This window comes from Actinospica acidithermotolerans, from assembly GCF_018139625.1.
GTDB classification, from domain to species: domain Bacteria; phylum Actinomycetota; class Actinomycetes; order Streptomycetales; family Catenulisporaceae; genus Actinospica; species Actinospica acidithermotolerans.
Window position 1 is genome coordinate 1 of record NZ_JAGSOH010000090.1, and the last position, 13,756, is coordinate 13,756.

The window sequence follows — 13,756 nt, forward strand, 5'->3', positions numbered from 1 at the left end:
GTGGCGGGGCTGATCCACTCGAGGATGCCGGCGATGGCGGGGAGGGCGGACTCGTCGCCGGCGACGAGGATCCAGTCGGTGCCCTGCGGGGGGCGGAAGTCGATGCCGGCGTTGTCGGCCTCGTCGGGGCCCAGGGCGGTGATGCGGTCGCCGGCGAGGCAGCGCAGGGCCCAGGTTGCGGCGGGTCCTGGGCACGTGTGGACGGCGAAGTCGACGTCGATCTCGCCGAGGTCGCGGCGCTGCTCGCGCACGGTGTAGGTGCGCATCAGGGCGCGGCGGTTCGGGTCCATGGCACGCCACGCGGCGTACCACTGGTCGCCGGCCTTGACGGGGACGTCGGCGTACTCCTCGCCGGGCTGCGGGAAGAACAGCTTGAAGCGCTGGTCGCGGCCGCCGGAGGCGAACTCGGCGATCGCGCCGGGGACGGGGCCGCGGAAGGTGACGCGCTGCACGCTCGGGCTCACCCGCCGGGTGCGGGCGACCTCGAAGTCGAAGAAGCGGTAGTGGCCGGCTGCCATCTCAGGCCACCTTCTTCGCGTTCTGCAGGGCGGTCGCGATGCCCCGCACGATCGGGGCGATCGCGGTGTACGAGTAGCGCGGCTCCGAGTTCCAGCCGACGATCTGATCCGCCTTCACCGCGGGCAGCGCGGTCCACGTCGCCTTGCCGGCCAGGTCGGCGGGCTGCAGGGCGCTCGTGCGGCTGTCGAGCAGGATCAGGTCCGCTCGGTACTTGCCGGCGTTCTCCCAGCTCAGGTTCTCGAAGAAGCCGCCGACCACGTTCGTCGGCTGGATGAACTCGACGCCGATCTGCTCGTAGTAGCTCAGGTCCGGGTATACCTTCGGGTCGCTGATGTAGAGCAGGTCGGCGCTCGCGGAGGCGGCCATGACCTTGATCGGGCCGTTGCCCTTCGCCGTCTGCGCGGCACTGCGCAACTGCTCGACTGCCTGCTGGAACGACGTCTTCGCCTTGGTGGCCGCGGACGCGGTCAGATCGGCGCCGAGAAGGCCGGCGAGCTTCTCGTAGCGGGCCAGCGGGGTGGTGAGCGGCTCGCTCGCGACGGTGATCCCTATGGTGGGCGCCAGTTTCTCGATCTTCGACAGGCTCGCGGCCGGGACGTACCAGAGCGAATTCCTCTCCCACATGTCGGTGATCAGCACCTGCGGGTCGAGTTCGGCGTACTTGGCGACGTCGAACTCGCCGTAGGTGTTGCCGATGACCGTCACCTTGTCCACCGGAAGGTTGCCCGCCATCGGGTCCGCCTTGCCGCTGGACAGCTTGGTGGGGCCGAAGACGCCGACGAGGCGGTCGACGGGGACGCCGAAGTCGTAGAGCGCGGCTGCGGTGCCCGTGTACGCGACGACCTTCGTGGGCGCAGAGTCCAGGCGCACGGTCGTGCCGCGGTCGTCGGTGAAGGTCCACGGGCCGCTGCCCGTGCTCGCGTTGGATGCCGCACTCGCCGTCGAGACGGTCGCGCTGCATGCGCCGAGCAGTCCGATCGCACCTAACCCGAGTCCCGCGCCCAGACCCGATTTCAGCACGCGGCGGCGGGTCGGGAGCGGCGTCTCGCGCGGTGCGGTGGAGCGCAGGGGCATGTCGGGGTCCTCTCGAAGTGGTGTGATTTAGGGTAGCCTAACCTAATCCACGATCAAGCCCCGGGAGCCCCATGACGACCCGCCGAGCACATCCGGCACGATGCCGGGCAGTCGGATTACCCGCCGCGCTCGCGGCGCTGCTGGTCGTCTGCGTGCTGAGTCTCGCGATCGGCGCGCTGCCGCTCGCGCCGTCAGCCGTCTGGCACGGACTGGCCGATCCGGCGTCGGGCGCGTACGCGGTCGTACATCAGACCCGGCTGCCGCGCACGCTGCTGGGCCTGCTCGCCGGGACCGCGCTCGGCTTGGCCGGGGCCGTGATGCAGGCGCTGACCCGCAATCCCTTGGCAGACCCCGGCCTGCTCGGCGTCAACGCAGGCGCTTCGGCTGCCGTCGTCACCGCGACCGCGCTGCTCGGGATATCGAGCCTCAGCGGCTACATCTGGTTCGCGCTCGGCGGAGCGGCACTCGTCTCCGTGCTCATCTATGCGATCGGCGGCGGTGCTTCGAGCACGCCGGCGCGGCTCGCGCTCGCCGGAACGGCGGTGAACGCGGCGCTCTACTCGTATGTCGCGGCGCTGGAACTCCTCGACACCGGCGCGCTGGACAAGATGCGGTTCTGGACTGTCGGATCGATCGCGGCCGCCGAGCCGGGCACGGTGCTGCGGATCACGCCGTTCATCCTGCTCGGAACCGTCCTCGCGCTCGGCTGTGCAAAGCCGCTCAACACTCTGGCACTGGGCGACGAGGCGGCCACGGCGCTCGGCGCCAAACCTGCCCTGACCCGCGGGGTCGCCATCGCGGCGATCGTCCTGCTCTGCGGTTCGGCCACGGCGGCATGCGGACCGATCGTGTTCGTCGGCCTGATGGTGCCGCAGGTCGCCGCCCGAATAACCGGTCCCGACCTGCGCTGGCTCCTGCCGTACAGTGCGATCCTCGCGCCGGTGCTGCTGCTCGGTGCGGACATCGTGGGCCGGGTCGTCGCACGGCCTTCCGAGCTCGAGGTCGGGATCATCACGGCCGTCATCGGCGGGCCGGTCTTTCTGCTGACTGTCGTGGGACGTGAGCGCGCATGAGCCCGACTATGAAGAGGTCGGTCGGCGTTTCGGTCGTCTTCGTCGCGCTGGCCGCGGTCGCCGCGTTCGCGACCGTCGACATCGGCCAGTTCAGCGGCGGGATCACCGAGGCGGATGCGTTCATCATCAATCAGCTGCTGCTGCCGCGAATTCTCACCGCGGTCCTCGCCGGCGCGTCGCTCGCCTTGGCCGGGGCGGTCTTCCAGTCCGTCACGCGCAATCCGCTCGGCAGCCCCGACGTGCTCGGATTCACACAGGGCGCCGCGACGGGAGCGCTCGTCGGCATCATGGCGTTCGGCGGGGGAGCGTTGGTCGTCGCCGTGTCCGCGTGGATCGGCGCAGTCGGCAGCGGAGTCACGATTTACCTCGTCGCGCGACGGGGCGGCGTGACGGGAGGAGCCAGGCTCATTCTCGTCGGCATCGGGATCGCGGCGATCCTCAGCGCCGTCAACGAATACCTGATCACGCGCGCGAACATCGTCGACGCCGCAGCCGCCACGGTGTGGATCACCGGCAGCCTCGACGGCAGTACGTGGTCCGGCGTCGTGATCCTCGCGGCCGTGACATTCCTGCTCGCGCCGTGCCTCCTGCTGACTTCGCGCTCGTTGCGCGTCCTCGAACTCGGCGACGATCTCGCGATCGGCCTCGGGCTCGGAGTCGAAAAGGTCAGGCTGCTGACGCTGACCGGCGCGGTCCTGCTCGCGGCCACGGCAGCGTCCCAGACCGGGCCGGTCGCGTTCCTCGCCCTCTGCGCCCCGCATCTCGCGCGCAGGCTGACCCGGCGTACCGGGCCCAATCTCGTGCCCACCCTGCTGCTCGGCGCCGCACTGATGCTGTGGGCCGACTACATATCGCAGCACGCGATCCCGAATCGGGTGCTGCCGGCCGGCGTCGTCACCGGCGTGCTCGGCGGCGGCTATCTCGTCTACCTCCTCGCCCACCAGCGCAAGACAGGACAGATCTAGATGAGCGCACCCGCGAACAGGCTCGCGACGCGGAATCTCACCCTCGGCTACGACCACCGGCAGGTCGTGCGCGACCTCGAGGTCGAGATCCCGGACCGTTCGTTCACCGTCATCATCGGCGCGAACGGCTGCGGCAAGTCCACGCTGCTGCGCGCGCTGGCCCGCGTCCTGAGGCCGACCAGCGGAACGGTGCTGCTGGACGGCAAGGAGATCGGCGCGCATCCGAGCCGCCACGTGGCCCGGACCGTCGGGCTGCTGCCGCAGTCACCGATCACGCCGGACGGCATCACGGTCGCCGAACTCGTAGGCCGCGGCCGGTTCCCGCACCAGGGAGCACTGCGCCGCGAGACGCCGCAGGATCGGGCCGTGGTCGAGCGCTGCCTCGCCGAGACCGCGCTGACCGATCTCGGGCAGCGTCCGGTCTCGAGCCTCTCCGGCGGCCAGCGTCAGCGCGCCTGGATCGCGACGGCGCTTGCGCAGGACACCGAACTGCTGCTGCTCGACGAGCCGACCACGTATCTCGACCTCATGCATCAGATCGAGGTGCTGGACCTGTGCGCCCGGCTGCACGCCGCGGGCCGGACCGTCGTGGCCGTCCTGCACGACCTCAACCAGGCCGCCCGCTACGCCTCGCACCTGATCGTGCTGCGCGAGGGCGAGGTGATCGCCGAGGGCGCCCCCGACGCCGTGATCACGGCCGAGCTGGTCGGGCGCGCGTTCGGCCTGCGGGCGCGGATCATCCCGGATCCGGAGACCGGCAGGCCGCTGGTCATTCCTCTTCCCAGTCAAGTTACCGCCAAGTAGTATCCGCTTGAGAGCGCCGACCGACAACTGACGTCGGCGGCGACCGAGCAGCGGAAGGCAAACGATCCATGTCCGCAACCGAGAACAAGCCGGAGAACAAGCCGGAGGACACGGCGGAGAACAAGCCGGAGAACACGCGAGACCGGCCGTGGGTGATGCGCACCTACGCGGGCCACTCCACCCCGGCCGAGTCCAACGCCCTCTACCGGCGCAACCTGGCGAAGGGGCAGACCGGCCTGTCCGTGGCCTTCGACCTGCCCACGCAGACCGGGTACGACGCCGACGCCGAACTCGCGGCGGGCGAGGTGGGCAAGGTCGGTGTGCCGATCGCGCACCGCGGCGACCTGGCCCGGCTGTTCGAGGGCATCCCGCTCGCCGAGATGAACACCTCGATGACGATCAACGCCACGGCGATGTGGCTGCTCGCGCTCTACCAGGTCGTCGCCGAGGAGCAGGGCGCGGACCCGGCGAGGCTGGCCGGGACGACGCAGAACGACATCATCAAGGAATACCTCTCGCGCGGCACGTACGCCTTCCCGCCGGGCCCCTCGCTGCGGCTGACGACGGACACCATCGCGTACACCGTGGGCGCGATGCCGAAGTGGAATCCGATCAACATCTGCAGCTACCACCTGCAGGAGGCCGGCGCCGAGCCGGTCCAGGAGATCGCGTACGCGCTCTCCACCGCGATCACCGTGCTCGACGCCGTGCGCGACTCGGGCCAGGTGCCGCCGGAGCGATTCGACCGCGTCGTCGGGCGGATCTCCTTCTTCGTCAACGCCGGCGTGCGGTTCGTCGAGGAACTCTGCAAGATGCGCGCCTTCACCCGGCTCTGGGACGAGATCACCCGCGAGCGGTACGGGGTCACCGACGAGGCCGCGCGCCGCTTCCGGTACGGCGTGCAGGTCAACTCGCTCGGGCTGACGGAGGCCCAGCCGGAGAACAACGTGGCGCGCATCGTGCTGGAGATGCTCGCCGTCACGCTCTCGAAGGACGCCCGCGCCCGCGCCGTGCAGCTTCCGGCGTGGAATGAGGCGCTGGGCCTGCCGCGGCCGTGGGACCAGCAGTGGTCGCTGCGTCTGCAGCAGGTGCTGGCGTTCGAGTCGGACCTGCTCGAATACGGTGACCTGTTCGACGGCTCGCACGTCGTCGAGGCCAAGGTCGACGAGCTCGTCGACGCGGCGAAGGCCGAGATGTCCCGGATCGAGCAGATGGGCGGCATCGTGCCGGCCGTCGAATCCGGCTACCTCAAGGCCCAGCTGGTCAGCGCGCACGCCGAGCGCCGCGCGCGGATCGAGGCCGGCGAGCAGATCGTCGTCGGGGTCAACAGGTTCCAGGAGACCGAGCCGAACCCGCTCACCGCCGACCTCGAAGCGGCGATCCAGACCGTGGATCCGGCCGTCGAGCAGGCCGCCGCGGAGGCGATCAGGAAGTGGCGCGCCGAGCGTGACGAGACGGCCGTGGGCCTGGCGCTCAAGCGGCTGCGCGAGGACGCCGCGAACCCTGATGTGAACCTGATGCCCGCATCGCTCGACTGTGCGAAGGCCGGCGTCACGACCGGCGAGTGGGCCGCGGCGCTGCGCGAGGTGTTCGGTGAGTTCCGCGCACCGACCGGCGTCGCCGCGGCGGCCGTCGGCGCGCAGGTCTCGCCGGAGCTCGCCGCGCTGCGCGAGCAGGTGCGCGAGGTCGGCGAGAAGCGCGGCCGGCGGCCGCGGATGCTCGTCGGCAAGCCCGGCCTCGACGGCCACTCCAACGGCGCCGAGCAGATCGCCGTGCGGGCCAGGGACGCCGGATTCGAGGTCGTGTACCAGGGAATCCGGCTCACCCCGGCGCAGATCGCCGCTGCGGCGGTCGCCGAGGACGTGGACGTCGTCGGCCTCTCGGTGCTCTCCGGCTCGCACCTGCGCATCGTTCCGGACGTGCTCCGGCTGCTCGCCGAGGCCGGCGCGGCCGACCTGCCGGTCGTCGTCGGCGGGATCATCCCCGAGGCCGACGCAGACGTCCTGCTGCGTCAAGGGGTGAAGGCGGTGTTCACGCCGCGCGACTACGATCTGACGGCCATTCTGGGGAAGGTTTTGAGCCTCGTGGCCTGATTCGCCCGATTTCGGTCTCTTGCATCGGCTTGACGGGTAATCAAGACGAAAGGACCGGGTCCTGGAACACTGCTCTCCCGCAGCGTTCCAGGACCCGGTCTTAATTCCGATTCACCCGAGAATTCCACTCGGGTTCACCGTGCCCGCGCCGATCAGGCGTTCGCGTCGGCCTTCGCCTCGGCGTCGGCGGTGACGCCGATCTCGTGTTCCTGGATGAATTCGTCGCCCAGGACCTGGTGCGCGGCGCGCAGGTGGTCGAGGTCGACCTCGCCGTGCTCCGAGGCGTGCCCGTCCAGCGCGCCGAGCACCCGCTCCACCGGCGCGTGCGTGCCGTTCAGGCGCTGCTCGGCGTACACCGCTATACCGAGCTTGAGAAGCAGCTTCGCACCGTGGCGGTGGATGTTCCACTCCTCGATGGTGTGCTCGGTCTCCTCGAAGGTCTTCTCCGAGACCTCCAATGCCTTCGCCAAAAAGCTCATCGCTATCCTCAGTTGTCCACGGGAGGCGACGGAGCGCTCCCCCTCAGGTATGACAGTCAATACCCGCGAACTGTACTCCACCGGAGGTGACACTGCGTAGGGTCCGTTACCGGGCAATGCAATTCAGGCCAGGGACTTATCGGCGACGCGAACCGCGCGGTCGCGGGCGCCCCGCCGGTCCCGCGGACCTCACGCAGAGTTCTTCGATGATTCTCACCCGCAGCCACTTGCGGGTTTCACCCTTTCGTGTGATGGCGACTCCGGGCCGCCGAGGTTAGGTTCCGCAGGGTCCTGCATGACGACCCACGGAACGAGGCACCCGCACGTGCGCGGTAAGAGACACACCATGTTGACGGTGACGACGATAGGCGCGACCGCCGTGGCCACGCTGCTGCCCGGCGGCTGTTCGAGCGGCGGCGCCGCGTGCACCACGCAGAGCGTGACGGTGCAGAACGTGACCCTGCGGAGCGTGACGTCCGCGTTCGATCTCACCGCGACGGTGAAGTCGCCGGACAGCAAGCCTCTCTCGGGCGTCTCGGTGCAGTTCTGGGCGTGGGGCACCCCGCCCGGCCAGAGCTCGACGGTGGGCGTCCCCCTCGGCACCACGACGACGGACGCGTCGGGCCGGGCGATGCTGAAGATGCCGCCGATCATCCGGGACCACGTGGCCAGCACGCTCGAGGGGATCGCCGGCACGCGCTTCGTCAGGGTCAGCGCGAAGGGTCTGGCGGGCCCCATCGGCGGCACCGCGTACTGCGAGGGGAAGGGCAGCGCGCCGGTGACGTGCGGCTCGGCCGGCCAGGCCTGCCCAGCCGTGGTGCTGCCCAAGGCCTAGGGCGTGTTTTGAAACTAGCGTCGGATCAGGCCGCGGCGTCTGACGCGTGCGCTCGCAAGGCGCCGGGTCGTCCGCATACTGGGCGTACGTGGGCGATCCGGCAACGCGGCGAGCGTGCGTGGCAGGCGTCGCGGACCCGGCGATAGTTTCAAAACACGCCCTAGGGCCCAACGCCCGAGCGGGCGCGGCACCGGGATTCGCCGGGAAGGATTCCTCTAGAACAGCCGCGACTCGGCGTCGTCGAAGCCGCGCAGCACGTCGTAGTCCAGCACCTGGCAGCCGATCCCGCGGTCGGTCGCCAGAACCCGGGCCTGCGGCTTGATCTCCTGCGCGGCGAAGATGCCGCGCACCGGGGCGAGCAGCGGGTCGCGGTTGAGCAGCTCCAGGTACCGCGTCAGCTGCTCGACGCCGTCGATCTCGCCGCGGCGCTTGATCTCCACGGCCACCGTCGTGCCGGACGCGTCCTTGCACAGGATGTCGACCGGGCCGATCGCGGTCATGTACTCGCGGCGGATCAGCCGGTAGCCGGTGCCGAGGGTCTCGATCTGCGCGGCGAGCAGCTCCTGCAGGTGCGATTCGACGCCGTCCTTCTGCAGGCCGGGGTCCACGCCGAGCTCGTGGGACTCGTCGTGGAAGACCTCCTCCAGCTTGATGATCAGCTTCTCGCCGGCCTTGTTGGTCACCGTCCACAGGCCCGGCTCCTCCTTGACCGTGCACGGCGGGCTCATCCAGTTCAGCGGCTTGTAGGAGCCGCCGTCGGAGTGCACGAGCACCGAGCCGTCGGACTTGTGGATGAGCAGGCGCTTGGCGCTGGGCAGGTGGGCGGCGAGGCGTCCGGCGTAGTCGACGCTGCACTGGGCGATGACGAGGCGCATCCGGTCAGCCTAGTCCAGCCCGCCGGGGGCGCGGGCGCGGAGCCGCGCTCCACGGCGCACGATGCGTACGACGATCGTATCGATCCGCAGATCTGACGTCCGGTCACACGTGAATCCCGCGCGCCCCCTCGGCGAGGTGTGAGGGGCCCCCGGCGCGGTCATTCATTTCTGTGAGCGCAAGATGACAGCTGCCAAGCCTCACGAAATGAAACGGGAGCCCACATGTCGCTGGACGTCTCTCCGGACCTGCTGGCCGCCGCGGAGCGCGGCGAGATCGCCGACTCCGAGTTCGCCGCGTGCGTGCGCGACTCGCTGCCCTACGCGTGGGGCATGATCAGCACCTTGTCGACGCGGCTGCACGTCGAGGGCGGGGCGTTCGCCGACAACACCACGCCGCCGGCCACCGAGCAGGAGCGCGGGCAGCTGCTGCGCGCGCTCGCCTCGGACGCCATCCGGGGGTGCCTGGAGCGCTACTTCGGGGTCAAACTCGCGTTCCAGAACTGCCACCGGGTCGCCGTGTTCCCGGCCGCCGACGGGGAGCCGGGAATGGAGTCGGGCGCCTATCGCCGCTTCGTCTCGCCCCGGGCCCAGCTGCTCAATCAGTCGCCGGAGCTGCGCGACTGCTGAGCCGGGGGAGAACGCTCCTGGCCATGGAGTGTTCACTCGTTCGAGTGTGCGGAAGGGAGTGGTCGTCCGGAAACTGTCAGACCCGTGTGGTGGGGTGGGACGTGCGGAGGGAGACCTCCGCCGACGAGGGAACCCCGGCGGGGAGAGACCGGTCGAGGCCGACGCATGCGCAGTGGAGGGCGCGTGCGGGGAAGGCGGCCCCGACCGGTCTCACGGCTCGCGCCCCGCGGATTTCCGCTCGCGCGTTTCGCCGCTCATCGGACAAGCCCACCGCGCCCGCATTCCCACCGGCCCCGGCTGCCGGTACCGTGGATACTGACCGGTAACAAGTGGCCGTACCCCTTCGACGGGACGGTACCGAGCGGACAAGGGAGTCGGCAGTGTCGCGAGACTTCAACACGGTGGGCGTGGTGGGCCTGGGCACCATGGGTGCGGGCATCGCCGAGGTACTGGCCAGGAACGGCATCCGGGTCTACGGCGTGGAGCAGAACGCGGCCGCGCTCAACCGGGGGCGGGCGCACGTGGCGCACTCCACCCGGCGGGCGGTCGCCAAGGGCAAGCTGAGCGCCGAGGACGCGGCGGCGCTGCTGGACCGGATCACCTTCACCACCGAGCTCGGCGACCTGGCCGCGGCCGACCTCGTCATCGAGGCGATCCCGGAGCGGCTCGAGCTCAAGCGCGGGCTGTTCCAGCGGCTCGACGCGATCTGCGGCGCGGACACCGTCTTCGCGACCAACACCTCCTCGCTCTCGGTGACCGAGATCTCGGTCGCCACCTCGCGCCCGGGCCGCGTGGTCGGCATCCACTTCTTCAACCCGGCGCCGGTCATGAAGTTCGTCGAGATCGTCCGCACGGTCGTCACCGAGCCCGAGGTCGTCGCCGACGTCGAGGCGCTGGCCGCCCGGCTCGGCAAGAGCCCCGTGCTGATCGGCGACAAGGCGGGCTTCATCGCGAACGCGCTGCTGTTCGGCTACCTGAACCACGCCGCGACGATGTACGAGGCGCGCTACGCGACCCGCGAGGACATCGACGCCGCGATGCGGCTCGGCTGCGGCCTGCCGATGGGCCCGCTGGCGCTGCTCGACCTGATCGGCGTGGACACCGCGTACGAGATCCTCGACACGATGTACAAGCAGTCGCGCGACCGGCTGCACGCGCCGGCGCCGATCCTCAAGCAGATGAAGACCGCCGGCCTGCTCGGTCGCAAGGTCGGCCGCGGCTTCTACACCTACGAGCAGCCGGACGTGCCGACCCTGGTCCCGGATGACCAGACCCCCGAGGGCGCCAAGCACGCCGCGCCGGGCCGCGCCGTCGGCCGGATCGCCGTGGTCGGCTCGGGCACGATGGCCAACGGCATCGCCGAGGTCTGCGCGAAGGCCGGCATCGAGACCGTGCAGATCGCCCGCTCCAAGGAGAAGGCCGAGGCCTCCCGCGCCGCGATCGAGAAGTCGCTCGCCCGCGGCGTGACCAAGGGCAGGCTCACCGAGCAGGCCAGGGACGAGGCGCTCGCGCTGCTCACCTCCAGCGGCAGCCTGTCCGACGCGGCGGACTGCGACCTCGTGCTCGAGGCGGTCGTGGAGGACCTCGAGGTCAAGACGGCCCTCTTCCGCGAGCTCGACGGGATCTGCAAGCCGGGCGCCGTGCTCGCCACGACGACCTCCAGCCTCCCGGTCATCGACTGCGCGATGGCCACGTCCCGCCCGGCCGACGTCGTCGGCGTGCACTTCTTCAACCCGGCGCCCGCGATGCAGCTGGTCGAGGTCGTGCACACCGTCGCCACCGCCCCCGACGTGCTCACCACCGTGCACGAGCTGTGCGAGCGCCTCGGCAAGCACCCGGTGGACTGCGGCGACCGGGCCGGCTTCATCGTCAACGCGCTGCTGTTCCCGTACCTGAACGACGCGGTCAAGATGCTGCAGGCGCACTACGCGACCGCCGACGGCATCGACACCGCGATGAAGCTCGGCTGCGGCTACCCGATGGGCCCGTTCGAGCTGCTCGACGTGGTCGGACTGGACGTCTCGCTGGCCATCGAGCGGGTGCTCTACCTGGAGTTCCGCGAGCCCGGCTTCGCCCCGGCCCCGCTGCTCGAGCACCTGGTCACCGCGGGCTACCTCGGCCGCAAGGCGGGCCGCGGATTCCGGGACTACTCGGCGTAGGCGGGTCCGGGGTTCGGTGCGCGGGCTGCGACAATGGAGGCGTGAGCCGCCCGCGCAGGAACTCCAAGTGGTCGCGACCGTCGCCCGATCCGGACGACCTCGCGCGCTCCTTCGGATATCAGCGCACGGAGTCCGACGCTGTCGGCGAGGAGTGGATCGTCCAGCAGGTCACCGGCGCGGCCGCGGCCAAGAGCTACCGCTGCCCCGGCTGCGACCACGAGATCCCGCCCGGCACGCCGCACATCGTGGCGTGGCCGAGCGTCCCCGAATACGGCTCCGGCGGCGGTGTCACCGAGCGCCGGCACTGGCACACGGCGTGCTGGAACTCGCGCGGGCGGCGGCGCCGGCGCTGATCGTCGGGGGCTGACTCGGCGCCAGGCGTCAGGCGTCCCGGTGCCGGAAGAACCAGAACGCGGGGACGATCAGCAGCGCGGTCCAGATCAGCAGGGCCACGAAGCCGCCGATCGGGGAGAGGGTCGGCGTGCTGCCGGGGGTCGCGGCGTGGGTGACCATCATCGCGCTGCCCGCGTTCGAGGGAACGATCTTGTTGAGGTCCTTGCCGAGGGTGCCGGGCAGGAAGTTCGTGATGATCGGCACCACGAAGAACAGGCCGACGAGCGTCGAGATCGCCGCGGCGGTGTGCCGCAGCAGGAAGCCGAGGGCCAGGCCCATCAGCGCGACCAGGGCCAGGTAGACCGGGACGGCGAGTAGGGCGCGTACGTTTGCGCCGTGGCTGAGCGACAGGTCGACGCCGTGCTTCGTGTAGAAGGGGCTGGCCACGCCGTATGAGGCGAAGGCGATGATGATTCCGGTCACGAGCACGACGAGCGTGAGCACGACGGCCTTGGCGAGGAACAGCACCGAGCGGCGCGGGAACGCGGTCAGCGAGGTGCGCATCATGCCGGTGCCGTACTCGGTCGAGACGACGAGGACACCCAGCACGCCCACGACCAGCACTCCGAAGTAGACGCCGGCGACAACGGAGGACATGTCGACCGTGGCACGGTTCGTCGCCGAGAGGGTGTCCCAGTTCGCCGACGTGACCGCCGCGATCAGCAGCGAGATGCCTACCGACAGTACGACGCAGATCAGCAGCGTCCAGTACGTCGAGCGCACGCTGCGGATCTTGGCGAACTCGCTGTCCAGCGCCTCGCGGAAGGTGATGCGCCGGATCGGCGCGTCCATGTGGAAGCTGCGCGTCGTGGTGGCGGTCACTGAATACGCTCCTCGACCTGCGGTGCCTGCGGTGCCTGCGATTCCAGAGGCGTTCCCCAGCCCGCCACGGCGGGGCCGTCGGGCGAGCCCTGGTCGTCCGACTGCCCGGCGTGGTACTCGACCGAGCCGGCCGTCAGCCGCATGAAGGCCTCCTCCAGCGAGGACTGAACCAGCGTCAGCTCGTGCAGCCAGAGGCCCTCGGCCCCGGCGACGTCACCGATCTGCGCGGGCTGCGTGTCGTACACGTGCAGGGACTCGTCCGGCTGCCGCTCGACCCGCCAGCCGCGCAGCGCCAGCTTCGGCGCGAGTTCGGCCGGCTGCGGGGAGCGGACCCTGACGTAGCTGACCGAGTTCTTCGCGATGAACTCGGCCATCGGCTCGTCGGCGAGGATCCGGCCGAGCCCGATCACGACCAGGTGATCCGCCGTCAGCGCCATCTCGCTCATCAGGTGGCTGGAGACGAACACCGTGCGGCCCTCGGCGGCCAGCGCCTTCATCAGGTTGCGGATCCAGAGGATGCCCTCCGGGTCCAGGCCGTTGACCGGCTCGTCGAACATGACGATGCCGGGGTCGCCGAGCAGCGCGGCCGCGATGCCGAGCCGCTGGCCCATGCCGAGGGAGAAGCCGCCGGACCGCTTCCCGGCCACGCTGTGCAGCCCGACCAGGTCGATCACCGCGTCCACCCGGCTGCGCGGAAGTCCGTTCGCCTTCGCCAGCACGAGCAGGTGGTTGTACGCGCTCCGGCCGCCGTGCACCGCCTTGGCGTCCAGCAGCGCGCCCACCTCGCGCAACGGCGCGGCGAGCCGGTGGTAGGGCACGCCGTTGATCGTCACCGATCCGGAGGTCGGCCGGTCCAGGCCGAGGATCATCCGCATCGTGGTCGACTTGCCGGCGCCGTTCGGGCCCAGGAAGCCGGTCACCTTGCCCGGCGCGACGGTGAAGTCGGCGTGGTCCACCGCGAGCCGCGTCCCGTAGCGCTTGGTCAGCTCGGTCGCTTGGATCATGAGGTAGAGCCTGCCCGAATAGTCTGGAATCAAC

At 70.3% G+C, this 13,756-nt stretch carries 14 protein-coding genes; 8 read left to right on the forward strand and 6 right to left on the reverse strand.

The annotated features are described in order from the left end of the window. Both KDK95_RS24760 and KDK95_RS24765 read right to left on the reverse strand, forming a co-directional pair. Positions 1–518 (reverse strand): siderophore-interacting protein (locus tag KDK95_RS24760; protein WP_212520678.1); only part of this gene is annotated, 518 nt, incomplete at its 3' end. 1 nt (position 519) lies between these two features. Beyond that, a complete protein-coding gene (locus KDK95_RS24765; protein WP_212520679.1) occupies positions 520–1,593 on the reverse strand; it encodes an ABC transporter substrate-binding protein in 1,074 nt (357 codons plus the stop codon). A gap of 71 nt (positions 1,594–1,664) precedes the next feature. Here KDK95_RS24765 and KDK95_RS24770 point away from each other — a divergent pair, with 71 nt between their 5' ends. The 4 genes from KDK95_RS24770 (at position 1,665) to KDK95_RS24785 (ending at position 6,528) form a co-directional block, all read left to right on the forward strand. Next, positions 1,665–2,666: a FecCD family ABC transporter permease gene (locus KDK95_RS24770; RefSeq protein ID WP_212520680.1), complete on the forward strand. Its 1,002-nt coding sequence runs from the start codon at positions 1,665–1,667 to the stop codon at positions 2,664–2,666. Positions 2,667–2,674: 8 nt separating this feature from the next. Continuing rightward, positions 2,675–3,631, forward strand: coding sequence for a FecCD family ABC transporter permease (locus KDK95_RS24775; protein WP_212520681.1), 957 nt, complete (start codon positions 2,675–2,677; stop codon positions 3,629–3,631). After that, positions 3,632–4,435: an ABC transporter ATP-binding protein gene (locus KDK95_RS24780; protein ID WP_212520682.1), complete on the forward strand. Its 804-nt coding sequence runs from the start codon at positions 3,632–3,634 to the stop codon at positions 4,433–4,435. A 155-nt stretch (positions 4,436–4,590) separates the two neighbouring features. Then, positions 4,591–6,528 (forward strand): methylmalonyl-CoA mutase family protein, encoded by a 1,938-nt coding sequence (locus KDK95_RS24785; RefSeq protein ID WP_372463383.1) that lies wholly within the window; start codon positions 4,591–4,593, stop codon positions 6,526–6,528. 152 nt (positions 6,529–6,680) lie between these two features. Here KDK95_RS24785 and KDK95_RS24790 read toward each other — a convergent pair whose 3' ends face one another. Then, a complete protein-coding gene (locus KDK95_RS24790) occupies positions 6,681–7,007 on the reverse strand; it encodes a hypothetical protein (protein WP_212520684.1) in 327 nt (108 codons plus the stop codon). A 355-nt stretch (positions 7,008–7,362) separates the two neighbouring features. Between KDK95_RS24790 and KDK95_RS24795 the strand changes: the two genes are divergently transcribed. Further along, on the forward strand, positions 7,363–7,842 hold the full coding sequence (locus KDK95_RS24795) for a hypothetical protein (RefSeq protein ID WP_212520685.1): 480 nt from the start codon (positions 7,363–7,365) through the stop codon (positions 7,840–7,842). Between the two features lie 215 nt (positions 7,843–8,057). On the opposite strand, the gene nucS is transcribed toward KDK95_RS24795, so the two are convergent. After that, positions 8,058–8,717 carry an endonuclease NucS gene (gene nucS / locus KDK95_RS24800; protein WP_212520686.1) on the reverse strand — a complete coding sequence of 220 codons (660 nt, stop codon included), beginning with the start codon at positions 8,715–8,717 and terminating at the stop codon, positions 8,058–8,060. A 222-nt stretch (positions 8,718–8,939) separates the two neighbouring features. Here nucS and KDK95_RS24805 point away from each other — a divergent pair, with 222 nt between their 5' ends. From KDK95_RS24805 to KDK95_RS24815, 3 genes are all read left to right on the forward strand, one after another. After that, complete coding sequence (locus KDK95_RS24805; protein WP_212520687.1) at positions 8,940–9,344, forward strand: SCO5389 family protein; 405 nt, start codon at positions 8,940–8,942, stop codon at positions 9,342–9,344. 380 nt (positions 9,345–9,724) lie between these two features. Beyond that, positions 9,725–11,503: a 3-hydroxyacyl-CoA dehydrogenase family protein gene (locus KDK95_RS37870; protein WP_212520688.1), complete on the forward strand. Its 1,779-nt coding sequence runs from the start codon at positions 9,725–9,727 to the stop codon at positions 11,501–11,503. Between the two features lie 41 nt (positions 11,504–11,544). After that, positions 11,545–11,856: an Rv1322 family protein gene (locus KDK95_RS24815; protein ID WP_212520689.1), complete on the forward strand. Its 312-nt coding sequence runs from the start codon at positions 11,545–11,547 to the stop codon at positions 11,854–11,856. Positions 11,857–11,884: 28 nt separating this feature from the next. Here KDK95_RS24815 and KDK95_RS24820 read toward each other — a convergent pair whose 3' ends face one another. After that, entirely contained in the window at positions 11,885–12,718 is an 834-nt protein-coding gene (locus tag KDK95_RS24820) for a hypothetical protein (RefSeq protein ID WP_212520690.1), read from the reverse strand. Next, positions 12,715–13,722: an ABC transporter ATP-binding protein gene (locus KDK95_RS24825; RefSeq protein WP_212520691.1), complete on the reverse strand. Its 1,008-nt coding sequence runs from the start codon at positions 13,720–13,722 to the stop codon at positions 12,715–12,717. Before KDK95_RS24825 ends, KDK95_RS24820 begins: the two co-directional genes overlap by 4 nt. Positions 13,723–13,756: the final 34 nt, after the last annotated feature.

Excerpts from the sequence above, each read along its gene's own strand:
- KDK95_RS24765 (WP_212520679.1), bottom strand. The coding sequence starts at position 1,593 with ATGCCCCTGCGCTCCACCGCACCGCGCGAGACGCCGCTCCCGACCCGC.
- KDK95_RS24770 (WP_212520680.1), top strand. The coding sequence starts at position 1,665 with ATGACGACCCGCCGAGCACATCCGGCACGATGCCGGGCAGTCGGATTA.
- KDK95_RS24775 (WP_212520681.1), top strand. The coding sequence starts at position 2,675 with ATGAAGAGGTCGGTCGGCGTTTCGGTCGTCTTCGTCGCGCTGGCCGCG.
- KDK95_RS24780 (WP_212520682.1), top strand. The coding sequence starts at position 3,632 with ATGAGCGCACCCGCGAACAGGCTCGCGACGCGGAATCTCACCCTCGGC.
- KDK95_RS24785 (WP_372463383.1), top strand. The coding sequence starts at position 4,591 with ATGCGCACCTACGCGGGCCACTCCACCCCGGCCGAGTCCAACGCCCTC.
- KDK95_RS24790 (WP_212520684.1), bottom strand. The coding sequence starts at position 7,007 with ATGAGCTTTTTGGCGAAGGCATTGGAGGTCTCGGAGAAGACCTTCGAG.
- nucS (WP_212520686.1), bottom strand. The coding sequence starts at position 8,717 with ATGCGCCTCGTCATCGCCCAGTGCAGCGTCGACTACGCCGGACGCCTC.
- KDK95_RS24805 (WP_212520687.1), top strand. The coding sequence starts at position 8,940 with ATGTCGCTGGACGTCTCTCCGGACCTGCTGGCCGCCGCGGAGCGCGGC.
- KDK95_RS24825 (WP_212520691.1), bottom strand. The coding sequence starts at position 13,722 with ATGATCCAAGCGACCGAGCTGACCAAGCGCTACGGGACGCGGCTCGCG.